The organism is Vibrio sp. 1-1(7), from assembly GCF_013048485.1.
Lineage (GTDB): Bacteria > Pseudomonadota > Gammaproteobacteria > Enterobacterales > Vibrionaceae > Vibrio > Vibrio fujianensis.
In genome coordinates, this window is the sequence record NZ_VHSP01000001.1 from 754,959 (window position 1) to 779,651 (window position 24,693).

Annotated in this window: 21 protein-coding genes; 12 read left to right on the forward strand and 9 right to left on the reverse strand. The window is 43.2% G+C overall.

What is annotated here, in order from left to right; genetic code table 11:
• The first annotated feature begins 84 nt into the window (after window positions 1–84).
• Complete coding sequence (locus tag FKN05_RS03600; protein ID WP_099612395.1) at window positions 85–522, forward strand: DUF3069 domain-containing protein; 438 nt, start codon at window positions 85–87, stop codon at window positions 520–522.
• Between the two features lie 292 nt (window positions 523–814).
• Window positions 815–2,359, forward strand: coding sequence for a glycerol-3-phosphate dehydrogenase (glpD, locus tag FKN05_RS03605; protein WP_170886914.1), 1,545 nt, complete (start codon window positions 815–817; stop codon window positions 2,357–2,359).
• A gap of 101 nt (window positions 2,360–2,460) precedes the next feature.
• On the opposite strand, the gene FKN05_RS03610 is transcribed toward glpD, so the two are convergent.
• The 3 genes from FKN05_RS03610 to FKN05_RS03620 form a co-directional block, all read right to left on the reverse strand.
• The gene (locus tag FKN05_RS03610) at window positions 2,461–3,504 is read right to left on the reverse strand and encodes an AbrB family transcriptional regulator (RefSeq protein WP_161427396.1); all 1,044 of its coding nucleotides are present in this window, start codon (window positions 3,502–3,504) and stop codon (window positions 2,461–2,463) included.
• A 60-nt stretch (window positions 3,505–3,564) separates the two neighbouring features.
• Entirely contained in the window at window positions 3,565–3,915 is a 351-nt protein-coding gene (locus FKN05_RS03615) for a GlpM family protein (RefSeq protein WP_099612393.1), read from the reverse strand.
• Between the two features lie 136 nt (window positions 3,916–4,051).
• Entirely contained in the window at window positions 4,052–4,462 is a 411-nt protein-coding gene (locus FKN05_RS03620) for a VOC family protein (protein WP_099612392.1), read from the reverse strand.
• Window positions 4,463–4,735: 273 nt separating this feature from the next.
• Between FKN05_RS03620 and FKN05_RS03625 the strand changes: the two genes are divergently transcribed.
• Both FKN05_RS03625 and FKN05_RS03630 read left to right on the forward strand, forming a co-directional pair.
• A complete protein-coding gene (locus FKN05_RS03625) occupies window positions 4,736–5,464 on the forward strand; it encodes a hypothetical protein (protein ID WP_170886915.1) in 729 nt (242 codons plus the stop codon).
• Window positions 5,385–6,053 (forward strand): hypothetical protein, encoded by a 669-nt coding sequence (locus tag FKN05_RS03630; protein ID WP_161427371.1) that lies wholly within the window; start codon window positions 5,385–5,387, stop codon window positions 6,051–6,053. The genes FKN05_RS03625 and FKN05_RS03630 overlap by 80 nt, the downstream gene beginning before the upstream one ends.
• A 14-nt stretch (window positions 6,054–6,067) precedes the next feature.
• On the opposite strand, the gene viaA is transcribed toward FKN05_RS03630, so the two are convergent.
• Window positions 6,068–7,510 carry an ATPase RavA stimulator ViaA gene (viaA, locus tag FKN05_RS03635; RefSeq protein ID WP_170886916.1) on the reverse strand — a complete coding sequence of 481 codons (1,443 nt, stop codon included), beginning with the start codon at window positions 7,508–7,510 and terminating at the stop codon, window positions 6,068–6,070.
• Between the two features lie 12 nt (window positions 7,511–7,522).
• Window positions 7,523–9,172: an ATPase RavA domain-containing protein gene (locus FKN05_RS03640; RefSeq protein ID WP_170886917.1), complete on the reverse strand. Its 1,650-nt coding sequence runs from the start codon at window positions 9,170–9,172 to the stop codon at window positions 7,523–7,525.
• Between the two features lie 331 nt (window positions 9,173–9,503).
• Between FKN05_RS03640 and FKN05_RS03645 the strand changes: the two genes are divergently transcribed.
• Entirely contained in the window at window positions 9,504–10,025 is a 522-nt protein-coding gene (locus tag FKN05_RS03645; RefSeq protein ID WP_099612388.1) for an NUDIX hydrolase, read from the forward strand.
• 178 nt (window positions 10,026–10,203) lie between these two features.
• Window positions 10,204–10,953 carry a TetR/AcrR family transcriptional regulator gene (locus tag FKN05_RS03650; protein WP_099612386.1) on the forward strand — a complete coding sequence of 250 codons (750 nt, stop codon included), beginning with the start codon at window positions 10,204–10,206 and terminating at the stop codon, window positions 10,951–10,953.
• Window positions 10,954–10,994: 41 nt separating this feature from the next.
• On the opposite strand, the gene FKN05_RS03655 is transcribed toward FKN05_RS03650, so the two are convergent.
• Window positions 10,995–12,260 (reverse strand): DEAD/DEAH box helicase, encoded by a 1,266-nt coding sequence (locus FKN05_RS03655; protein ID WP_099612385.1) that lies wholly within the window; start codon window positions 12,258–12,260, stop codon window positions 10,995–10,997.
• A 428-nt stretch (window positions 12,261–12,688) separates the two neighbouring features.
• Between FKN05_RS03655 and FKN05_RS03660 the strand changes: the two genes are divergently transcribed.
• Together FKN05_RS03660 and FKN05_RS03665 are read left to right on the forward strand one after the other, a co-directional pair.
• Window positions 12,689–13,894: an aromatic amino acid transport family protein gene (locus FKN05_RS03660; RefSeq protein ID WP_161428282.1), complete on the forward strand. Its 1,206-nt coding sequence runs from the start codon at window positions 12,689–12,691 to the stop codon at window positions 13,892–13,894.
• A 487-nt stretch (window positions 13,895–14,381) separates the two neighbouring features.
• Window positions 14,382–15,806, forward strand: a complete 1,425-nt coding sequence (locus tag FKN05_RS03665) for a methyl-accepting chemotaxis protein (RefSeq protein WP_099612384.1) — start codon at window positions 14,382–14,384, stop codon at window positions 15,804–15,806.
• A 95-nt stretch (window positions 15,807–15,901) separates the two neighbouring features.
• Here the strand turns inward: FKN05_RS03665 and FKN05_RS03670 are convergent, their stop codons facing one another.
• Window positions 15,902–17,338: an FAD-dependent oxidoreductase gene (locus FKN05_RS03670; RefSeq protein WP_099612383.1), complete on the reverse strand. Its 1,437-nt coding sequence runs from the start codon at window positions 17,336–17,338 to the stop codon at window positions 15,902–15,904.
• A gap of 62 nt (window positions 17,339–17,400) precedes the next feature.
• Between FKN05_RS03670 and FKN05_RS03675 the strand changes: the two genes are divergently transcribed.
• Window positions 17,401–17,634, forward strand: a complete 234-nt coding sequence (locus FKN05_RS03675; RefSeq protein WP_099612382.1) for a hypothetical protein — start codon at window positions 17,401–17,403, stop codon at window positions 17,632–17,634.
• Window positions 17,635–17,694: 60 nt separating this feature from the next.
• On the opposite strand, the gene FKN05_RS03680 is transcribed toward FKN05_RS03675, so the two are convergent.
• Window positions 17,695–20,136, reverse strand: a complete 2,442-nt coding sequence (locus FKN05_RS03680) for an ABC transporter permease (protein WP_170886918.1) — start codon at window positions 20,134–20,136, stop codon at window positions 17,695–17,697.
• Entirely contained in the window at window positions 20,133–20,813 is a 681-nt protein-coding gene (locus FKN05_RS03685) for an ABC transporter ATP-binding protein (protein WP_099612381.1), read from the reverse strand. The genes FKN05_RS03680 and FKN05_RS03685 overlap by 4 nt, the downstream gene beginning before the upstream one ends.
• Between FKN05_RS03685 and tesA the strand changes: the two genes are divergently transcribed.
• From tesA to FKN05_RS03700, 3 genes are all read left to right on the forward strand, one after another.
• Window positions 20,812–21,450: a multifunctional acyl-CoA thioesterase I/protease I/lysophospholipase L1 gene (gene tesA, locus FKN05_RS03690; RefSeq protein ID WP_161428287.1), complete on the forward strand. Its 639-nt coding sequence runs from the start codon at window positions 20,812–20,814 to the stop codon at window positions 21,448–21,450. The two genes, FKN05_RS03685 and tesA, sit on opposite strands and share 2 nt — an antisense overlap.
• A 125-nt stretch (window positions 21,451–21,575) precedes the next feature.
• On the forward strand, window positions 21,576–22,772 hold the full coding sequence (fabV, locus tag FKN05_RS03695) for an enoyl-ACP reductase FabV (RefSeq protein WP_099612380.1): 1,197 nt from the start codon (window positions 21,576–21,578) through the stop codon (window positions 22,770–22,772).
• 260 nt (window positions 22,773–23,032) lie between these two features.
• Window positions 23,033–24,682, forward strand: coding sequence for an ABC-ATPase domain-containing protein (locus tag FKN05_RS03700; RefSeq protein WP_170886919.1), 1,650 nt, complete (start codon window positions 23,033–23,035; stop codon window positions 24,680–24,682).
• The last annotated feature ends 11 nt before the right edge of the window (window positions 24,683–24,693 follow it).

A 24,693-nucleotide genomic window follows, 5' to 3' on the forward strand; every position in this document is an offset into this window, starting at 1 on the left:
CGCTTAGCGCTTTATTGATACGTTTAGGTTGACATTTCAGCGTAACTTTTTAGCATGAGGTTTTTCCTTGATGAGAAATTTTTCATGTCAGAAACGACTCAAACTGAAGCACCGACCATTACTTTAGATACTATTTCACCTGAACTACGCCAAGTGATCGAGTTTGATCAAGTGCCAGAGCAGATGTACAGCATGGTGACTTCCATCCATGAGGTCTCAGAGGAAGTCGTTCGAGAGGCTTGGAATAGCCTGCCTGCTAGTGCACAAAATATCCTGGATAATTTTGAACAGTTCCATGCACTTATTTCTGTTAGTCAGGCTTTTGCTGGTATTGAGGTAATGGAAGAATTTCCAACGCTAAACTTACCTCAAGAGATGACGGAGCAAGATAAAGAAGAATATCGTGCTCAATTGCTTGATCAAGTGTTGCATAGCTGTGTTAAAGATATGGTTAAGCAAGTTAAAAAAGCTCGTCGCGATCCGATTTTAAAACGCGACTTTAAAGACGTTTTTCAAAAATAAATAACGGCTAAACAAATCCTAATATAGAAGCTCGCGATAAGCGGGCTTTTTTATTGCGCCTGCTTTTTTCCTACGGCAACCTGTCTATCCTTTTTGGCACTGATTTATCCTTTATCGTCACTTCAGCCAATCATGATGGTTTTCGATCCCACTTCATGTTTGCCATAAGATAGAAACTACAGCAAAACATGATCAAGATCAAAAATAAACGAGTGAAAACTGCCATTTTTTACTGTTTAATGCTTTCATACGAACATAAACAAACAAAAAAAGAATCAAAAAGGCCATCGATATGGAAAAAAAACAGAGCTTAACGCAATTTAACGAACATGAAGTGTTAGATATCATTGTGGTTGGTGGTGGTATTAATGGCGCTGGCATTGCCGCAGATGCGGCAGGGAGAGGATTAAAAATTGGGCTATATGAAGCACAAGATTTTGCCAGTGCCACCTCATCAGCTAGTTCTAAATTAATCCATGGCGGCTTGCGCTACCTTGAGCATTACGAGTTTCGTCTCGTCAGTGAAGCACTTGCTGAACGCGAAGTGCTGCTTAAAAAAGCCCCTCACCTCGTGACGCCTATGCGCTTTCGTCTTCCTCACCGCCCTTTTCTTCGTCCTGCATGGATGATTCGTATTGGGCTATTTTTATACGATCACTTGGGTAAACGAACCTCTTTGCCTGCCAGTCAAAAAGTGCCACTCAAAGCAGGAACCGTTACTAAACCAGAAATGAAGGTCGGTTTTGAATATTCAGACTGCTGGGTGGATGATGCACGACTAGTCATTCTCAATGCGATGCAAGCCAAAGAGCTTGGCTCTGAAGTCATGAATTACTGCCGGGTTGAGAAAGCCGTGCGAGAGGGATCGCTCTGGAATGTGACTTTATTTGATGAACGCACGCAAAGTCACTTTGTGCGTAAAAGTCGCGCATTGGTGAATGCAACAGGCCCATGGGTAAAACAATTTTTAGACAGTCATATTCAAATTCGCTCACCTTATGGCATCCGATTAATCAAAGGTTCACACATCATCGTTCCTAAAATTCACGATGAACCGCAAGCGTATATTCTGCAAAATGAAGACAAACGTATTGTTTTTGTTATTCCTTATCTGGATCAATATTCAATGATAGGCACTACTGACGTTGAATATAAAGGCAACCCTAGAGAGGTCGAGATTTCAAGCGAAGAACGTCAATATTTAATCAATGTCGTTAATCAACATTTTATGCGTGAAATCAGTATTGATGACATTATTTCCGAATTTAGTGGGGTTCGACCACTGTGTGATGACGAATCAGACTCACCACAGGCTATCACTCGCGACTATACTCTCTCGCTTGATCAACAAGGAGAAGAAGCCCCCTTACTTTCCATTTTCGGAGGCAAACTCACCACCTATCGTAAGTTGGCAGAAGCAGCCATGAAACAGCTCTCTGCATTCCTACCACAAATGAAGTCAAGCTGGACAGATCAATCCGCCTTACCGGGTGGCGAAAATTACCAACTCAAGGCTTTGTTGACTCAATTCAAGCAACAAGTTCCATTTGTCAGTGATCAAACTTTAACACGCTGGCTGAAACAATATGGTTCACGTACTCAAGCGCTACTGCATGATGTCAAAACGATCGATGACTTAGGCATAGCCTTTAGTGAGACGCTTTTTCAACGAGAAATTGATTATTTGATTGAGAACGAATATGCCTATCGAGCGGAAGATATTTTTTGGCGACGGAGCAAATTAGGCATTGACCATGATGCAGACTGTATCGCACAAGTCGCTCACTATTTGGAACCCGTTGCTGAAGCGTCACATCAAACGCTCGCCGTTAGTTGATCGGCTGGTGTGTTTGTTGGTTCAAAAGCGCTCGGGAATCCATCAGATCATAAAATATGGATTCCCAATCGAGAGCGGTTCGATTTAACCTGCCACCCCTGTTAATGTTTATTACGCAACTGTTCTAACTGCTGTTTAAATAATGCAGGCATGGTATACAGCAACAATAATCGAATCGCGTGATTAACCATCACAAACGCAGGCTCTAATCCTAGTAAAAGGGCCACCGCGGTCATCGCTTCAACACTTCCGGGCACCCAAGAGAGCAGCAAAACTAACCAGCTCATTCCCAACCAGTGTGCGGCTAAAAAAGAAACACCAACCGCAACCGTTAATCCGATAAGCGTCACCATCATGCCGGCTTTTGAGTAACAAAAGGCTTCTCGTAACGTCGTTTCCGCTAAGCGTATGCCAATCAATACTCCCAGTAGCGCGGTGGCAAATAACACCAGAGAAACGGGAACCAATAATGCATCGTCAGGCATCACGCTATTCACGCTTGCTGTAATTAATAGCGAGGCAATCATATAAGGAGCTGGAATACCAAATTTAATCGAGAGTTTCCCACATAACATACTGATAGCGACCAATATCAATAATATCGTCCAGTGCTGAATCGTCATAGTGATACTATTAATTGCCGTTTCCGTCGCACTAGTGGAGATAACCCCTGCCATCAAGATCAAAATGATCAAACGAACCGAATGCGCATATACTACTTTGGATGACGGTTTACTGCCCGATTCACTGATCACCAATATGGCTGCCATTGCACCAGGCACCGCCCCCAATAGCGACTCAAAGGGATGCCACCCTTCACGTTTATAGAGCCAATAAAAACCGCCACTGGTTTGTAACATCAGGCAAATAATTAAACCAATCACCATCGGGAAACTTAAGGTTTGGGCCAGTTCCCCTATCGAAATAGTGGCTCCAACGCTGATCCCTAATACCACTTGAATAAACATCAACAAAGTTTTAGGCAACGTTAAGCTAATATTGGCTTTTTTTCGCAGAAGAACAACCAAAATTGCGGCGATAAACAGTTCGGCTAATGGCAGTGAGAAACACACGCCAATCGACATCGAAAGCAAAGCTATCATGGTAATTTTTAATAGATTAGACAAAGAATTTCTCTTGAACACAAAGAAGCCTCACTCGGCTTTAAAAGCCATACAGACAGCAATACACGTTAACAGCAAAGCTTATGCCACACTCGGATGAAAACGACTCCAGCTCACCAAAAGTAGACCCGCAAAAGCAATCCACACCAAAGTAGCAAAACTGAGAGTCCACAGGAGATTAAATTGATAACTGAAGTAATAAACGGCCAATAAATAAGCGGCATAAGGAATCAATGAATACAACCCAAAGAGCACGGTTATTCTTAGCTCTTCCATAGTACGTTCAGTACCAACAATGTAGTGAGCGATGAGGGCAAAAGTAGGAAAAAGAGGAACCAAGCCAGAAATAAAAAAACTTTTACTTTTCGAAAGCAGAGCTATCAGCAAAACAGCCAATGCACCGAGCAAACATTTGAAAAAAAGAGCCAGCATAACCATCCTTATCTTTTGCGACACTCACCGCATTTGACTATAACGCTATGTAACCAAATGTAAAGTAAGAGTTATCACTCTATGATAAACACCGATTTAACGTGAAAATAGGCCGCCATGGATCGCCGGTATTTCGTTACTCCGGATTCAACGGTTTGAGTTCAATCACATTACCTTCAGGGTCTTCAATGTAAATAGAGCGGCCAAATCCTTGTGCACCATAACGTTTGGCAAAGCCTGAATGTGGGATCTGGTGGTGATCGAGATAGTGAATAAGCGCAGCTTCAGCAAGCGGTGAAATCTGTAAACAAAGATGATCGACATTACGCCCATCTTGCTGTGGTGGTTTTCCTCCCTCCTGACCGAGCTCACTATTGACGGTCACTAAGTCAATCAAAGCACTACCGGCTCGAAGTTGTGTCAATCCAAGTTCTTCAGGTAAGACGCGTTCAATCTGACAGCCTAATACTGTGCAATAAAAATCCAGCATCTTTTCCAATTTTGTTGTTCGTAAAACTACGTGATCCAATCCATGTATTGTTAGCATGGTACTTCTCCTTATTATCATGGTACTTGCAATGCAGCATGACCAGAGTTTGGCATGACTAGAGTTTGTTGACCTTTCGAACAACACAACCTACCTCAACGCTAAATTTGCAAAGCTCTGCTGAGTTTTATTTTATCAAGTCAGCTTAGCATCAAACAATCACGGCTTTCTGTTTGCCTTATTCGATTTAATTGTGGCTAACTCTACAACTCCCTTCTTCAGTGGCATACAATAGCGATTGATTTGATATTATCCTAATCGGAGCCAAGATAAGTGAGCGCAAAATATACCCATCTAGCCTGGCAACTCAATTGTGCAAATCCAGCAGAAAAACTGGCTTTACTGATGCTCGCAGATAGTACCGATGATATGGGATACGTAACGGTGAACTTAAAGCATATGGGCCCGTTGTGCTGTATGTCTACTTTTGGATTAGCCGAATGCTTACGGGCATTATGTGAGCAAAAAAAACTAGAGAAAATCAATGTTGAATATCGCCAAGGTATGGAGCTGCATATTTTTAAAATGCGGATTGATCAAAAAGATACCGAGGTAGCCCTGACTACTCCTGCACCTGCACCTACACCTCAGGAAAGCTTTCCTAATGTACCGAAGCAAGCGTTACATTACCGTAATAACGCCTCTAATCTGATGCAAGGTAATGCGATTGCGACACATGATTTAGATGAAAATGAAATTCCAATGTGGGCTGAACGAGCTTTCAAATTTTCTGGGATTAGCAATGATCATATTCTGGTTTGGAAAAAGTTCGTTTTATGGCATAAATCAAAAGCGAGTGAGTTATTAACCATCTCTCGCCTAGAAAACAAACTTCAGTATTGGCTGACGAACGAGAAACTCAATGAAAGACAGCAAGCGAAAACCTCTGAACATTCAGGAAATCGAGAGCAAACTGCGGGAAATGGGTATAAACCGAAGCTTAGCCCATCTGAGCGCTTCCGACAGCAGCTTATCCAAAGAGGAAAAAAACCCACCTTCTGAACCAACCACCCCACAAGTGGTTGGAGATGAAGAACCCTCTGACTGGTGTCTGCATGTCTTTGGTTCTTTTCTAAGCGTTTATGAAACGCAGTGGGAATACCAGTACGGCAGCCAGCCTACCGGCAAGTTTATCGATTTTGCCGAATCAATCGATGCCAATAGCCTGAACCGAGTGCTAAAGCATTGCCATGAACGGATTCAATTGGGTAATAGCTGGCCGCCACAAATGGGCGAGCTATGGGTGCTACGCGATGCTTTAACCGCAGAAGAGCTGTTAGACAGCCGCATTCGTGTCCTTTCGCGTGAGCCTGAAAATCAAATTGAAAAGTGGTTAGTGCAAAATAAATTGTATGATTTAAAACGGGTGGCGGAAAATAAACTGGATCAACTGTTTAAAAAATATTATTTAGAGGCGAAACGGTTGGAAGAAAAGGGCAAGCTCATTACTGAGTTGCCTGATAACTTGCTGCCCGCCCACTCGATAAAAAATGTCAATGATATCAAACGAGAAGAGTACGAACTACAGCACGGAAAACAACTTAACCCACGCATACAAGCCATTTTAAATAGCAAAAAAACACCCCTTTAGGCGCAGCGCTGCGCCTACCATTTTTTAATGAAACGGCCGAACACATTCGGGTGATAATGCCAACAGTGGTCAAACATACTCATGACTTCTGGGTTGCCATAACGTGACAATGTCACCGCATGAAAGCGATTCTTGCTCGCTTTTAAGGCTTGGACTTGCTGTAAAATCGTTTCATTCTGTTTTGGTGCAATAAAGTCGGAAAGAATGATCAGGTCAGCGTTGTTATAACGTGCTTCATTCATTTGCTCAATCGATTTTGCTATAGCCAAATCTAAATCGGTTCCACCATGGAAGGTATAGCTGAGAAAATCACTCGCTTCTCTGAGCCCATCTTGACGAGTCAGCTCATAGACGATCGATTGCGTTGAAAATAACACCACATAGCAATCACGCTCTTCAGCGAGCGCAATTTGCATCAAGGCATAAGCCAGCGCTTTGGCACATTGTTCAGGAAAACCTTTCATCGAACCTGAAGCGTCAACACAAATAATAAATGGCCCTTTTTCTATCTCCGTAGGTGCATGCGCAGCAGATTGAGCATGAACTTTACGTAATGTTCGTTGCTTCCCTTGCATGCGATAATTCATTAATCGCTTATCAATCAAATGTTTATAGAAAACAACCTCCAGCTCTGGATAAACCAAAAATAAAGTTTCATTTGGAAGAAGTCGATTTAAATCATCGCTAGGATGAATTCCGACAATATCATCCGTCGCTTGATCAGACTTTTCTTCGCTCATCGTCGCTTGCTCTTCTTGAGTAGAATTAAAGTCAGGATCATCAATTTGACTGGCCATTCTGCCAAGTTGCTGGGCAATGTTTTGTAATTCTTGATGTTTTTTAAGGAATTCCGCATGACGTTTAATGATCGATAAATCCATGCGACTCAATTTGGCTGAAGCCATATCCCATAAGCGACCAACATTACCTTCACCGCCCTGATCGGTTATCTGTTGCATGTTACGTAACGTTTCAATCCGCTGATAGAGTTCAAGGTACTCCTTTTCTTTACTGCTTTCGATCTCAATCAACTGCGCTTGTTTTATGTCGTGGCATAACGCTTTATACCAACAATCACAAAAGAAATGCGCAAACATTGGGTTATTAAACGTTTTTTTATCATCAACTAACTGACGTGCTTTGGTATAAAAAGAGGAGTGCCACTCCAATTGTTGCAATAAATCCGGTAGCTGTTTCATAAAAGCGCGCTCGCTTAGCTGAACCGTTTGCTGATAAAGCGCGATTTCGGTTTGAAAATGCTCTTGCTCTCCCACTCGAGTAATACGATGTTTTACACGGTTATGCCATCTGGCCAAATGGTTTTTGACTGAGGAACGAAGCACCTCATTTTCGACCATGATAAGTTGTGAACGAGCGAGTAGATCGTTCACCGCTGTTTCGATGATACCGGATTCAGCAATGGCTAAAACGATGTTGACACTATCTGGCCCAAGCATTATTTATCCTAATCATGCAAAATACTCTGGTAAGGATTTGATACGTTGAACACGCTTGGTACACTCTTGCTGTGCGGATTCTAACTGTTGCTGTATATGGTGTAAGCTTGCTTCCATCGCGGTGGGCAATTCAGGATCGATAAAACTATGGGGAAGTGAGCCATGAAAATCAGAACGAACTTTCAATAAATGGTGCTCTGCCTGTTTCAATTGACTCAAGGATTGTTCCGTTTTTTCTAACCAGTCTTGATACATTCCTTGTTCTAAGCCCTTTTGACTGGCAAGGGCTAATCGTATCGAACGGTTGGCAATATCCTTCACCACCAAGTGATTATTTGCATCGCGTTCAAAGCATAAACGACATAAATTAGGGTTGTGATTGACGTAGCCATAAATATCGCCTTGTCCTTCTTTGATCAAGCGCTCCATATCTGCCTGTGTGACATATACCCAACGGCTATCTCCTTTTTCCCCTTCAGCAACAGACATATTACTTTGCAATAAGACCAATTTAATCAAATTTTTTGCCTGTCCAATTTGGTACGTTTTCGCTTGGCTAAAATCATACTGATAAATCTGTTTTTTTCTTAATCCATTTGAAGTTTCCAGCGATAACGTAATCGATAAATCAGCTTCGATTTCTTCTTGAACCGTGGCAATTGTAATTCGACAAGTATCACATTGCTGCTCTACTTGAGATTGATCAAAAGCTTCTCGCAGCGCAAATTCACGAATGATACGATACACCAACTCTCTTGATTCGGGACTATTCCATAGGCAATCTTGCAGTAATAACAAGTCCAGCGGGCTAATGTGGTCACGACCATTAAAAAATGCACTGGCTTTAAGTAGCTTTACTGCTTTTTTCCAGCGCCGATCTGACACATACACGTCTTCAATTGGCAAGCCGCTCTCTGCCGCTGCTTGTTCTAACATACTTTTCAATTGGTACAGTTTTTCAAAGACATCATTGGTTAACGTTAATTTATTTAATTGAGACTGCCATTGATGATATTCGGCATCGGTTATTGCTAAGCCTGCAGGTATTTGGGCTTCTTGTTCCGTTCCTACTGTCAGCATCGATTTAAAGTTTTGTTTATTCTGGATTCGATTGACAAAAATACGCACTAAAATCCGGTCATACAATGCGTCTAACCCACTCTCTTCATCTGGGAGTTCATTCGATGCAGAAATCAACACCCGCATAGGGACTCGTTCAATATCACTCCCATTTTTAAACGTTTTTTCATTAACCACGGTAAGGAGCGTATTTAAAATCGCAGGGCCTGCTTTCCAAATTTCATCGAGAAAAACCACTTGAGCAGTTGGTAGATACCCCTCTGTCAAACGCACATAGCGTCCGTTATCTTTCAGTTCTTGAATACTCAAAGGGCCAAACACTTCTTCTGGCGTTGAGAAACGAGTCATCAGGTATTCAAAATAGCTACTATTATCAAACGCTTGAATCAATCTTTTGGCAATTAAACTTTTGGCAATTCCGGGGGGGCCAAGCAAAAAGACACTTTCGCCGGTCAACGCAGCTAGCAAACAAAGTTTAATAGTACTTTCTCGTTCATAGACGCCATCTGAAAGGGCTTGAGTTAATTTATTGATTCGCTCTGCCAGTAATGCTTTTTGAGCATAAGAAGGAGAATTGATCATGAATGGCTCCGCTGAGGGGAAAATGAGTGGTTATCAATCAGTTTATACATTGGTTATAATTTTGTTACATGAACTAATTCATTTCAACGTATTTTTATAGCAGATCTCTTTCAATTGAACGCGAGTGCAATCAATGTTTTCACTAATCCATTTCATCGAATACACCATTACGACCATATTGTTGATGATAGATTGTCCCCCCATATGCTTTGCCTCTCATTTAAATATCCCTCATTTGTTAAAGTAAACCACAAAATAACGCCATCGCCGTTGGGATAGGCTCAGTAATTAGGGTAAGGTGCCCCTTTCAGATTGCAACGAAGACCGTTTCATGAGTAAAACCGTACATCAATGGAAATCAATTAGCTTAGTGGAAGAGTCGGTGACCTTACCGACCGGAAAAGTGATCACCCATACCACGATAAAGCATCCTGGCGCTGCAGTTATTTTGCCGCTTACCCGTGATAATAAAATTATTCTGATTAATCAGTTTCGACCCTCGTTAAATAAATGGTTGCTAGAACTTCCTGCCGGAACCATTGAGGAGAACGAACTCACTCTCGACTGTGCTCAACGTGAATTAGAAGAAGAAACGGGTTACAGCGCTCAAGAATGGATTCAATTGGGGCAAGTCACCCCTATGGCCGGGTTTTGTGATGAAATTCAACACTTATTCGTTGCCAAGCAACTCAAGTTGACCACTCGTTTAGTTTGCGATGATGATGAAGTGATTGAAGTATTGGCTTTATCAATGGCTGAACTTGAGCAGAAAATTATAAACGGTGAAATCAGTGATGCCAAAACCATTGCTTGCCTAAGTAAAGCAAAATTATGTGGCTATCTGCCCAAATAAACGATGTGATAAGAGGTATTTTTTATTGCTCAATCGGCACAAAACGCTGCCCATTTCTTGAAAAACAGCAACACAAGATGATGAATTGTGCAGTCAATCGCTCAAGCGAGCCGTTGTTGGTGAAAGTTGCCCCGGTATCTGGTAAAACAGCGGTGATCTTGGTTGATGAAGAAGAGTAATGAACGAAAAAAGACAAGGGCGACGCAGCGCTCAAGATGCCCATCAAACTCGATGCCATATTCTTAAAATTGCGGCCAAACTATTTTGTGAACTCGGCTATGCACGCGTTTCGTTACGTCAGATCAGTGAAAAAGCCGGGGTTTCACATAGCTTAATTCGTCATCACTTCGGCAGTAAAGAAAAAATCTGGCACAGTATCAGTGATGGTATTCATGACTACATGGAGCATTATTTACGTCGAGTCATTGATGAGATTCCCAGCACCACTCCCGCAAATGTCAAACTGTACCTTTTTACGATGCGTTTACTCGCTCATGGGTTAATCATTAAACAACCCATCCAATTGATTGCTGATGCGGTACGGCAAGAAGACGCTTTGTTTGATTACTTTATCGACACATCGGGTGAAATCGAACATATTATTGAAAGTTTCGCTGAGCAATATAATCAGCAATGTCCAGAGTATCCGATCAAAATATGGGAAGTGAAATGGCAGATGATCATGTACACCCACAGTGCCGCTAGTTTAACCCCATTTTTAAGGGAAACCTGGCGTGACGAAAATGCAGATTTAGCGCAATGCCTACTCAAGCACTGGCAACTGTTTAATGAGTTAATGATTCATAAATATCGAATTACCCCCCAATACGTTCTCAGTCCTAACAGTGTAGAAGAGTTAGTTTATGACGTAGGCTATAGCTGGGAGCAGCAATGTGCAAAAATGCAAGAAGAAAACCTGTCTGACTGATGTCCCAACCATTGCTGTTTATTTTTATCAAGGATGATCTGTTATTTTTTTCCTCGTTTAGCGTGAATTTTTAACTTAGCTTTCAGTTTACGTTTTTCCGCTGAACGACTCAAACGACGGAGGGAGGGGGCCTCTGCGGCCTCGTATTCCAATGATGGTTCAAACCCTTTTAGCCATTCTTGAGGTAGCCGTTGATCAAGTAACTGTTCAATGGCTTGTAGCATCGGTTCTTCATCTGGGCTCATAAAAGAGATGGCCATTCCGGCTTGACCCGCTCGCCCAGTTCGCCCAATACGGTGCACGTAATCCTCTGCCTTATAAGGCATATCATAATTGATGACTTGTTCTAATTGGCAAATATCAATTCCTCTTGCCGCAACATCGGTGGCAATCAATGCTCGAATTTTTCCTGCTTTAAAATCGTCAAGTGCTTTCTGACGAGCACCCTGACTTTTATCACCATTGATCGACGCGGCTTTAATACCATCGAGTTTTAATTCTTGCGCTAAGGCATCACTGCCCTGCTTGGTTTTCGTAAACACTAAGACTTGTTGCCAATTGCGTGAGCCAATCAAATAGGCTAATAACTCACGCTTACGCTTTTTATCAACGGGGTACACCATTTGTGTCACCGTTTCTGCCGTTGAGTTCTCTGGTGTGACTTGGACTTCTTTGGGATCATGTAATAAACGATAAGCTAAACTTTTGACTTTATTATCAAAGGTTGCAGAAAAGAACAGCGTTTGTCTTGCTCGATTAAGCTTTCTTAACACACGTTGAATATCAGGCATAAAGCCCATGTCGAGCATTCTGTCGGCTTCATCCAAAACCAGTGTTTGCGTCTGCCCAAGGTATACACTTTTTACATGAACATGATCAAGAAGGCGTCCCGGTGTTGCCACTAAAATATCGGCCCCGCCTTGCAAATTTTGCTTTTGCGTATTCATGCTGGTGCCGCCATAGGCTACAACAATTTTTAAATTGCTTCCCTTAGCATAAGCTTGTAGATGATCAAAAACTTGCTGGGCTAACTCTCGAGTAGGAACCAAAACTAACGCCCGAATATTCTTACTCCCTGCTATGGACGTTACTGGCTCTTGCGCTAACCGCTGTAACAAGGGTAAGCCAAATGCGGCCGTTTTCCCCGTTCCCGTCTGTGCACCTGCCAATAAATCTTTTCCCGCTAGAATATGAGGAATGGCCTGCTTTTGAATTTCAGTCGGGGTATGAATGTTTAGTGCAGCTAAACGTTCAACCAAAGTAGGAGCAATACCTAATTGCAGGAAAGTTACCGAATGTGAAGACATATTTATTTACCTAAAAACGAATAGGCGCTCTGAGGATCGCCAACCGATAATGGGAGCGGATGATAGCAAATTTGTTAAACCTTGGCTTTAGTTAACCTCGCCGGTCTATGCTCATGGTGAGAGGTATTTTTGGCTCAGACCAAAAGACAGCCTACGGCTGTTTAAATTTCTCACTCACTGGCGGCCTACCAGCAACACCAAGTTGTTTGGCTATATTCATCAATAAATGATGACAAGCTAACCATTGCAAATAGTCAATGTGTACACTTAAATTTACATTTGTGGTTTTAAATTTTTACAACCCCATTGACCCATTACTATTCTTTGTTCAAAATAGACCAAAACAAGCAAAAAGACCGGATAACATTCGTTTCATTTCAACTGTTATCCTCTTGCAACCACAACAAACGTATATTTATATTTACATTATGAAAAAATCCAAACTCTTAGGCAGCAGTTTGATTATTGCTGGAACCACGATTGGAGCCGGAATGCTGGCGCTTCCTTTAGCATCCGCAGGTATCGGTTTTTCCACTTCGTTGATCATTATGCTCACATTATGGGCTCTTATGGCTTTTACGGCTTTGTTGATGGTTGAAATTCACCAATACGCCAGTAAGGACGCCACCTTACACACGTTAGCGAAAGAAATTCTTGGCGATAAAGGTAAATGGATTGCGACTTTTGCGATGCTTTTCCTCTTTTATTCGCTATGTGCCGCTTATATCGCAGGCGGCGGAGCTCAATTTACTCATCGCTTAGCGGAGTTAACAGGAATTGACGTTTCTGGCTCGATGGGAACCTTGCTGTTTACCTTTATTGTTGCAACGGTTGTTACGATTGGTACTGCCACGGTCGATAAAGTAAATCGTGTGCTATTTGCAGGGAAAATTATTGCCATGATTATGGTGCTCACATTCCTTGCTCCCAATGTCACAGAGTCTTATTTATTAAGTATGCCGTTAGAACAAGGGTTAGTCGTTGCCTCTATTCCCGTTATTTTTACCTCTTTTGGTTTTCATGGCAGTATTCCAGCGATTGTTAATTATCTTGATGGGCATACCCCATCGCTTCGTAAAGCGATTGTTATTGGCTCAGCCATTCCTTTGATTATTTATATTCTTTGGCAACTGGCGACGCTAGGTGTTGTCAGCCAAGCTAATTTAGTGCAAAACAGTGGGCTATCGGCACTGATTCGAACACTCGCACAAACCGCTCATCAATCAGGTTTAAGTAATATGATTGGTATCTTTGCAGATTTAGCGCTGTTAACCTCTTTTCTTGGCGTCAGCTTAGGGCTGTTTGAATTTATGGGAGATACGCTACGTAAACCTGGTGCCCCGAAAAGTCGCCTTCGCGCTTCCATTGTTACCTATACACCACCTTTAGTGTTCGCACTATTTTATCCGCAAGGTTTCATTATGGCACTTGGCTACGCCGCCATTGCACTGGCTGTATTAGCCATTTTTTTACCGATTGCTATGGTAACGAAAGTCCGTCAACAAAATACCAGTGTGCACTATTACCAAGTGGTTGGAGGTAAACCTGCTTTACTCTTTACCGGTGCTGTTGGTTTCATCATTGTGACAGCACAGCTTTTGATCACGGCGGGCATTCTGCCTGCCTTAGGTTAATCATCTCTGACTTAACCAACCCAGCTGAAGTGTTGTGGCACTTCAGCTGGGTTCTTTTGTCTTATATGGGGAGTGAACTTGCCGAAAGATCTGAATGGCAATACTGCCATGGTTCCGTTTGCTGATGAAGAATACGGATTATGTGAGCACCATGAGACTGTGCACGATAAAAAATTGCATGTTTATGATGATCGTGGCGGCGAAGCCCTTCGGCAATTTCCGGACACTCATAATCCATCAAATTACCAATGTCTCAGATCGTACAGTAATACGAGTTGCTAAAAAGTGGGCAAGTGAGCGTTCAGCGGGATAAGAAGCCTAGCGTACGTTTTCGTTCTATTAAGCTTTACCCCTATATATCGATCTATCTCTCATTTTTAATACTTTCATACATATTCATTTCATCAATTTATGAGATATTACACAACTTTGCATCCCTATCAGCCGTACACTTGCTGAGCTAAAAATCAGCTGCACCGGAGAGACTATGAAAGAAGTTCAATTCAGGATGATTGACCGTGTGTTTATTAAAATGTCGATCAACGATAAAATGTGGGCCATTTTGGCGCTCTTTATTTTAACACTTACTGCCTTGGCAGGATCCCGATACTGGCAAACCGTTCAAGACTTTGAAGCGCAAGCTAAATTGGCGGTCGAGTATAAATTACAGGGTATTCTTAGCCAAAAAGAGATCAGTAGCATTCCTGGTTTAGAGACTCGCCCCACTTTATCGGATACTCAATATCAACAAGGTCAAGCCGTGGCAACTGGGCGTGCCAGTAATGGGCAAGTCTATCGTTTGACTGAAGATTTTACCCAGCAAGAGCAAGCGATGCGAACAAGAGCTTTAACGACGCTATTGCTCAGTTCTTTGTGGCTAATCCCTTTTGCAATATTTACATATTGGGTCGCAACCTTTATTGGCGGCGCACTTTGGGTGTTATACACCACAACACAAAAAATTGCTCAAGGCGATCTAACGTCTCGGCTAGGATTCCATCCTGGGCGCGATGAATTTGGTACAATTGGTTGTGCATTAGATAATGCGATGGATACTCTCACCGATCTGGTGGTGACCGTAAAAGATAACTCAACCACACTCACTGAGACTTCACGCTCTTTTGCTAGCGAGATGAAAGAGAGTGAAACACAAATTTCCCATCAGTATGCATCGCTTGATTCCGTGGCAACGGCGATGGAACAAATGACCGCCTCAGCACAAGAAGTCTCTACTATTTCGTTACAGGCCAATCAACAAGCGGTTCAAGATTCTCAGCAAGTGGCTACCAGTCAACAACGTGTCAACCAAGCGATTAATGAAATTGAACAACTATCACGCTTTATTGCTCAAACCTCTTCATCGGTGACAACATTAAATGAAAATGCGATTCAAATAAATGAAGTGATAACCACGATCAACGCCATTTCTGAACAGACTAATTTATTGGCACTCAATGCCGCCATTGAAGCTGCGCGGGCCGGTGAACAAGGTCGAGGATTCGCAGTTGTCGCGGATGAAGTTCGTACCTTGGCAAGCCGAACTCAGTCTGCAACCGTCGAAATTCAAGCCATGATTGAAAAGCTCCAAACAGAAAGTCAGCACATTGCCAAAATTACCGATCAGACGGTTAGCCAAGCCGATACCAGCAGTCAATTGGTAACGGAAATTGGTCATGATATTGAACATATCGCAGAGTCATCACGCATGATTAACGATATGAGTGTGCAAATTTCAACGTCAGCAGAAGAACAAAGTGCGGTTGCTAATGATATTGCCTCTGAGTTGAGTGATATTCGTAACCAATCCAATACCATCCGCCGCGTGGCAGAACAGTCATCTTCAGGCATTCAGGAAATTGCTCAAGCGACACAAAACTTGAGCCAAATACTCAGCCGCTATCAAACCAACTAGCGTCTGTCCCCTGAACATCAAGCGAGTAGCCAACCAATTAGCGTAGCTACTCGCCTATCTCTATATCGCGTTGGTGAGTATATCCGGCACATGACTTATGTCGGCCCGACCACTTTCGCTAATGCCGCCAGATAACCGCGTTTTTCCGCGAGCTGAATTGCTTTTTGCTCTACTTCTTGTTCTGTTAAACGCATACTCATCGGATGTTGCTGCTCAATCGAGCATGGTGCGGAATTTGCCACGAGTTGCCAGGTTGTCACAATTTTTCTCGCCGCTTCTAATGCCGAAGATCCTTTGACTATTTCTATTCGAGCATAATGGTTCGGTTCAAACGTCACGTCTGCTGCACGTAAAGATGCATCTTGTCCTGGAATCTGCTGCGCCCCAAACAATGGAGTTCCAGCCACCTCAGCAAAGGTGAACTCGGGAACGAATTGACTCATATGATCAATCGCACGACGTGTTCGCTTAGCCACTGCTTCTGCTGACCAACCTTGAGTCATTTTCTGCTGCAAATAATCGGGTAAGCGTGGTTGTGATGATTCTATACTGGAGGCAACTAATCCATCCTTAAACAAGGTAATATCTTGAGTCATACCATGCAATTGAAACACACCATCCGCGTAAGGCGTCAATTGAGCCATCCCTTGCGCAGTGCCTCTTGGCCCATGGAAAATCACTTCTGGCCATGCTTGGTAACAACGCGGCCAATGAGAAACATAAGCGGCTTTAAATTCAACCAACCGCTGACGAGGATTGGCCGTTAAATCATCGACAGTTCCAGTTTCATAACCGCAAGCATTAATCAAATAGTCACAGGTCAACGCATGTGTTTCGCCGCTACTATCTCGATAAGTAAGATGCCATTGATTATCGATGAAGGCTGAATTAATGAGCGTACTGTGGGTAAATACTTGGCAGTTATCTAAATGCTCTAGGGTTAATGTGGCACTAGCAGCAAGACGAAAAACACTCCAACCGTACTCTTGTACCGCAATAACCGGATATTTCAGTTGCGCTAAATCCGCATGTTGAGCAAATGGAATCAGCCACTCATCGAGTGTTTGAGGGCAATGAGGCTGGGTCAGTTTGGCTAACTGTGCTAATTCTTCTTGCTGGTAGAGACGATAGTAGTGCTTGGGTTGACCAAGAATTTGATTACGAGGATCCTCGGCAACTAGCTGCTGATAAGCGGTACGAATGACCTCAAGCCGTGGCAACAGATCTTGTGGGTGTCCGGGATCAGAGTGTGGAACGGCAATCACGGTCGGTCTTTTGTTTAAGGTATGAGGATAAAGCCGAATGGTTTCTATCGATTGACGCAATAGCTCGATACATTGTGTTAAAGAGATTTCTCGATACAGATTACCTCCAGCATGAAGGTGGCATATCGGCGGGCCATCCACTAAGCCCGCATTTTTTTCCAGCAAGGTAACATTCACTCCTCGTTCACCGAGATGGATGGCTGCGGTACTCCCCGCGATGCCTCCGCCAATGATCGCCACGCTAGGAACCGATTGTGTTGATTTCATTGATATCATTTTACTGCCGCTGGTGATTGACTCGTTATCTAGTGTAAAACGAGTCAAGCGTTATGAAAATCACATTTTTCACAAGGTTATTGCTAGGGTCAGTTTCATCAGCAAACAGAAACCAGCTCACTCACGGTTTATTAAATAAAACAATGGATAAATTCGCCGGAAAAGATAAAAAAACACTTGACTCATTATTGGCAAATTTTGCCTTTTTTCATCATGTGAATAATCCAATTCCGGTAAGCTTGATTGCTATTGGCTTAACAGCAAAATGTAGCGGATTCATATGCTAAGTTATCCCAAACTTTATCCACCGTTTTTGTGGATAAGTGATTAACTTACTCAATGAATCGCTAATCAAAGGCTTTGTTTATTGGTGTTAATAATTTGTTTAGCAAGCTTCCGACAACTAGGGCTAACGTAAAACATGTCAGTAATGGTAGCAATAACCACATCTCCCAATGCATTTGAGGTGGCAGGGAAAATCCCCAATGCATAATACCAGCCACGACTGCCTCAGCACTCATACTGGCGATCAACCCAGCCACCAATGCCATTACACCAAATTCTGCCCAAATCGTGCTGTTAACGCGACGACGACTGGCTCCCAGCGTCCGGTAAAGTTGTAGTTCTTGCTGCCTTTGACTCAAGCTTAGCCGTAATAAAGTAAAGATGAGCAAGAGTCCAGCAAGCATACCTAAAGCGGCTAAGATGGTCATTGCCCAAACAATTTGGGTTAACAGGATTTGTATTTTTTCCCCCATCTGGCGAATGTCCATCAAGGTGACGGTTGGAAACTGCCTTGATAAGACGGTCAGCACAGACTGATGATCGGCATTAATACGAAAGCTGACCATCCAGCTGCCAGAAAAATTTGCCATCACATCAGGAGTAAAAATAAAAAAGAAGTTGGGTTTCATCTCACGCCATTCAACTGCACGAATGGAGTTAACCACGGCTTCAACAGGCTGACTGCTGATCAAAAAGGTGAGTCTATCGCCAAGATGAATGCCAAGTTCATTAGCCAGCGCTTGTTCAACCGAGACGCCGCTTTTATGGTTCCATTGCCCAGCCACAATCGGGTTATAGCTTGGCAATGCCTCTGACCACGTTAAATTAAGTTCCCGTCGTAAAGCATTCGGCCCCTCTCCATTTTCGACACGCATTTGAGCTGGCTGACCATTGATTTCGGTGAGACGACCTCGAATAATCGGAAAAGCAGTTGAGCGTTCAATCCCCGCATTATCGAGTTCGGCTAAATAAGCGGCCTTCTCATAACCCGCAATATTGATTGCAAAGGCATTAGGGGCATTCTCTGGCAATATTCTTTGCCAGTCGGCCAGTAAATCTGTTCGAACTAACCACATCACCGCTAACAACATTAAAGAGAGAGATAATGCCCCAAACTGAAGCCCTGTCACTAAACTAGAACGACTCATTCGGCTCAAAGCTAACCTCATCGAGGTGGTAAGCGGTAATCGATGTAATGCTCGTGTGATCGCCAAGCTCACTAACGCTAAAATAACAAACAGCCCCAGTATGCCAGCAATCACCATCCATACCAATGAGTTGTGCCAGTAAACAACAATCATCGATAATACGGGGGCCAGCAGTAGTGCACTATTCCAGAGTAGACGGGGCGATGTTCTGGTGCTTTGCATCACACTGATGGCTCTGATATTTAATAGATTTCCAAGTGGTATGCCTAACGCAGGGACGGCAATTAAGCCACTAGAGAATAACGCCACTAAAATTGGCCTGGTGCCATAAGCTGGTAATGGATCAGGCAATAGACCCGCTAATGGAATCCTTAATGCGTATTCCAATATAACCCCAATCACACTGCCCGCCACGGCCGCCATGGCAAACAACAGAAGCACCTGAATAGTTAGCCAGCGTGCAATCCATTTTTTGTTTGCACCAAGGCTTTTTAGCATCGCAATGGTACGTTGTCGGCTTGCTACGTAATGCTGACACGTTAACACTAACGTTGCCGCGGCCATAATAATGACCAATGCCAAGGTCAATGATAGATATTGCTGAGTACGCTCAAACACTTCATTGGTTCGATTGGCGGTTGCTGTCTCTCGCCATTCGTCGCTAGGGGTTAATTCAACCGTGTCTTGCAGTGCCAATCGTTCATGTTCAGTCGCATTAATAAATAAGCGATACTGAACTCGACTACCCAATTGTATCGCGCCTGTTTTTTCAATATCCGTTTGATGAATCAATACCGTTGGCATTTGCTGAAATGGATTAAAGCTTAATCCGGGTTGGGTCATGATTTTCCCAGTCACGATAAAATCAGCGTCTCCAACGCTCATGGCATCCCCCACCTCTACCTCTAACTGGGAAAACAAACGCTCATCAAGCCATAGTTCATTGATGGATACATGTTGCAAGGTACGCTGCCCATCAGACAATATCAGCGAGCCACGTAAAGGGTATTGGCTATCAACCGCTTTAACCGTCACCAGTTGCATAGCATGCTCACTAAATGCCATGGTCGTGAAACGAGTCATTTGTGACGTGGCCAAACCACGTTGCTCCGTCATCTGTAATAACGTGGTCGGTATTGGATTGGCAGAAACAAAAACGCTATCAGCAGTTAAGGCTTCTTTCCCTTGCTTAACAACAACTTGTTCCATACGTTGTGCTAACGCTGTTAATGCAAAAACACAGGCAATAATCAAGGTTAAAGCTATTGAAATCGGCCATAACTGACCATGGCGAATCTCATTTAAACTCCACCGCATAAGACGCCAATTAAGCGTCAAAGAAGACAGAGGGTTCATTTTTGCTCCTCCAATAACCCTGAATGCATATAAAAACAGCGATCGCAACGCGCAGCTAACTGAGTATCATGGGTCACTAACACTAGGGTTGTTCCATGTTGTTGGTTCAGATCAAATAAAAGATCAATAATTTTGCTTGCGGTTTCTTGATCGAGATTCCCAGTTGGCTCATCTGCAAATAAGATTTGTGGCTCCACCATAAACGCTCGAGCTATCGCTACGCGTTGTTGCTCACCTCCAGAAAGCTGCGCCGGTAAGTGATGCATTCGATGCGCTAAGCCTACTGACGTGAGCAGTGCTTCTGCGCGTGGTTTATTTTCTGACTCTCCTTTTAATAAACAAGGTAAAGTCACATTTTCAAGTGCTGACAAGCTTGGAATCAGTAAGAAGCTTTGGAACACAAACCCCACTGAACGACTTCGAATTGCCGCTCGCGCTTCATCATCTAATGTAGATAGTGGATGACCAAGCAGATGAATTTCACCATGACTAGGTACATCTAACCCCGCCAGCAGTGTCATCAACGTTGACTTTCCAGCCCCAGAACTGCCTACAATAGCCACACTTTCTCCAGCATAAATCGTCAGATTAATGTCACGGAGGATTGTCAATGACTCCTGTTTGGTGGAGACTAGTTTAGATAATGATTGTACAGAGATAATAACGGAGCTTTGCATGGCGAAATGGTTTTCCTTGTTATTAATATGGTTTATTCCTGCGAGCGCTATCATGTTCGCTACCAATGTTAGTAGTAGCACACTATTAATCTTAGGTGATAGTCTAAGCGCAGGATATCAAATGCCTTTGCAACAAGCTTGGCCCAATTTATTAGGGAATAAACTTGCCCAACACTCTGCTGGCGTCACGGTGGTCAATGGCAGCATTTCCGGTGACACCACCGGAAATGGGCTAGAGCGGCTACCGGCATTATTAGAACAACATCACCCAGAATGGGTTTTGATTGCGCTAGGTGCTAATGATGGATTACGTGGTTTTCCGCCTCACATTATTGAACATAATTTACGAGCCATGATCACACAGATCCAAGCTAAGAATGCACAAGCGATTATCATGCAAATCTTGACACCTCCGAATTATGGTCGTCGCTACAGTGATGCCTTTGCAAACATTTATCCTCGCTTAAGCGAGGACTTCTCTCTCCCTTTAATCCCTTTTTTTCTCGAACAGGTGATCATAAATCCCGAATGGATGATGGCAGATGGCCTACACCCAACCTCAGATGCCCAACCTTGGATAGCAAACTACATGACAGAGCAGCTCACTCCTTGGCTCTATGTTGAGTCATCCCAATGACAGAACCATGCTTCACAAGCATCTAATGATGGTTAAAAGTCTCTTTTTTAATGGTCTAGCTCAATAAACTTTACCTAGCTTTACGTTATGTTGAAGCCTCCCCAAGTAGCAATAGGTAATTTTTTATGCGCATAGAGCCGATTATCCAAGGTGTGGTTGCTCGCACCGCCCACCCTTTGGGATGCAAACAAGCTGTACTCGAACAAATTCGTTACGTCAAATCAGCAAAGGCTATTTCTCACGGGCCGAAACGAGTTTTAATCCTTGGGTCTTCCTCGGGGTTTGGGCTGGCTGCGCGAATTGCGCTTACTTTTGGGGGATCTGATGCAGATACGATAGGCGTTTCCTTTGAGCGAGCCCCCTCTGAAAATCGTATCGGCAGCGCGGGTTTCTACAATAATATTTTTTTTAAGCAGCAAGCAGAAAAAGCCGGACGCACTGCTATCAATATTAATGGCGATGTATTTTCAAAAGAAATCAAAGGACAAGTTATTGAAGCCATTGAAACTTATTTTGAAGGTGAAGTTGATTTAATCATCTACAGTATCGCTAGTGGTAAGCGTCCCAAGCCTGAATCGGATCAGTTTTGGCACTCCGTCATTAAACCCATCGGAGAGTCCGTCTCTGGTGCGACCATTTTGCTAGAAAATGATACGTGGCTAGAAACAACCCTTCCGCCCGCCACAGAAGAAGAAATTGATCATACCTTAAAGGTGATGGGTGGCGAAGATTGGGAAAGCTGGATCGACACATTAATTAATAATGACTCACTCGCCCAAGGTTGTAAAACCATCGCTTTTTCTTATGTTGGCCCCAAAATGACTCACCCTATTTACCTAGATGGAACATTAGGCAGAGCCAAAATCGACCTTCACCAAACCAGCCATTCATTGAATTTAAAACTAGCAAACTTTGACGGTAACGCTTATGCGACTGTATGCAAGGCCTTAGTCACCAAAGCCAGTGTTTTTATTCCGGCGTTTACCCCTTATCTGCTAGCGCTTTATCGGGTGATGAAAGAGAAAGGAACTCATGAAGGCTGTATTGAACAAATGCAACGACTCTTTAGTGATAAATTGTATGCCAACGTTCCAGTACCAGTAGATAGTGAAAGGCTATTACGTATGGATGACTGGGAATTAAACCCAGAGACTCAAACCCGTGTTCAAGAGATCGTACAACACATGACGGCAAATAATTTTGCACAAATTGGCGATTATGATGGATTTAAACAAGATTTCTTGCGACTCAATGGGTTTGGCATGCAAGAAGTAGACTACCAAACCGAGGTTGATTTATCCTCATTTATTCCATCACGCTAGTCTGAATTTGGTTGTTGCTGTTATTCGCCTGCGCTACAACAGAAAATTGAGGGATATGGATGAAAGTCATCGTTGGCTTTCATCATTGCCATAAGCATTAGATAAAAAATATTGATACCGTGCGTTCAGCATTAATCAATTATCAGCCACAAACGAGATAAATCTTTTCCTAACCGGTGGGATTATTTATCATGCTTTACTCTGTGCGGGGTGCTCCCTATAATCCCCCTCCTTTCTTGCCCTAATAAGTGATACTCGAGATGGATTTACTAATAGCGACACTGAAAAAACTCGAAAAACAGAATTACCGTCTTTATCAAAAAATCAAAGGACAGTATGATTTTACTGACTTTACTCTGTTTATCGATCACGTTCAGCCTGATCCTTATGCTTCCGCCTCCCGATTACGTGCGACGCGTGCATGGTCACTCACTGGTTTAGAGTGGGTTAAACAGCAATCGCCAGCCTATCAACAAGCGGCACGTGACTTTATCGCTCGGCGCTTTGCTGAACTGGCAAAACAAGAAAACAGCTTATCTATCGCCTTAACTGGACAAACCGTGCTCGATAGTACCGCCGTTATTTTTAATGATGAGGGTATTGAACTGCGCTTTCGTATCAACTTGCCAGCTGAAGGGCGCGATATTTTAGCTAAAAAAGCACTTAACATTTTAACCTTTCATCTGCCTAAATTTGTTCGCCGTGCTACCCTTGAGCGAGAATTAGATAAACAAGCTTTCATTCAGCATTGCCAACTGATTGAAGATCAAGACGCTATGCGTAACCAGCTCACTGAACAGGGTTTGGTGGCATTTGTTGCCAATGGCAGTATTTTACCTCGCCTCGCTGGTGATAGTGATCTTCCAATGACAGAAGCGGTTCCTTTTCAGGCCCCCTCTAGCTTACAAGTTACCTTATCAACGCCCAACCAAGGCTTAATAACCGGAATGGGGATTCCCAAAGGCATCACGTTAATTGTGGGTGGTGGGTTCCATGGTAAATCGACCTTATTAACCGCATTAGAACGTTCTATCTACAATCATATTCCCGGCGATGGTCGTGAACGTGTTGTCATGGATACTCACGCAATGAAAATTCGGGCTGAAGAAGGACGTTGTGTTCATCATCTTAACTTGTCTAATTATATCAACCACCTTCCGATGGGCAAACATACCCATGACTTCAGCACACAAGATGCTTCTGGGTCGACCTCTCAAGCCGCTTGGTTACAAGAATCAATAGAAGCAGGCGCAAAAACCTTGTTGATTGACGAAGATACCTCTGCCACTAACTTTATGATCCGTGATGAAAGAATGCAGGCCCTCGTCAGCAAAGGCGATGAACCGATCACGCCTCTCGTTGATCGTATTGGTCAATTGCGTGACACATTAGGCATTTCTACCTTGATCGTTATGGGAGGGTCTGGGGATTACCTCGATGTAGCAGATACTGTTATTCAAATGCATGACTATCAAGCGCTTGATGTGACAAAAAAAGCCAAAGTGGTTATAGAACAACACCCAACGTTACGTCGTAACGAATGTGACGCGCCACTCACGATATTAACTCCGCGCCAACTGAATCGCAGCGGACTACAAAAGTTATTGGCTGAGGGTAAATTCCGCGTTTCTGCAAAAGGAAAAGGCTCACTCCGTTTTGGCAAAGAGTTGACTGATATTTCTGCACTCGAGCAATTGGAATCCACCTCTGAAATTAATGCCATTGGCTGGTTATGGTTTCAGTTGGCTCAACAGCCAGGATGGTCAACTAACCCGGCATTGGAGATGGAAAAGCTACTTGATGGGCAGTGGTATGCAAACATGCCAAATCAAGGCGATCTCGCTAAGCCGCGTATTCTTGATGCAATGGCCGCTTTAAACCGTTTACGCAAAGCCCAATTTAAGGGCTAAAACATCCGCTC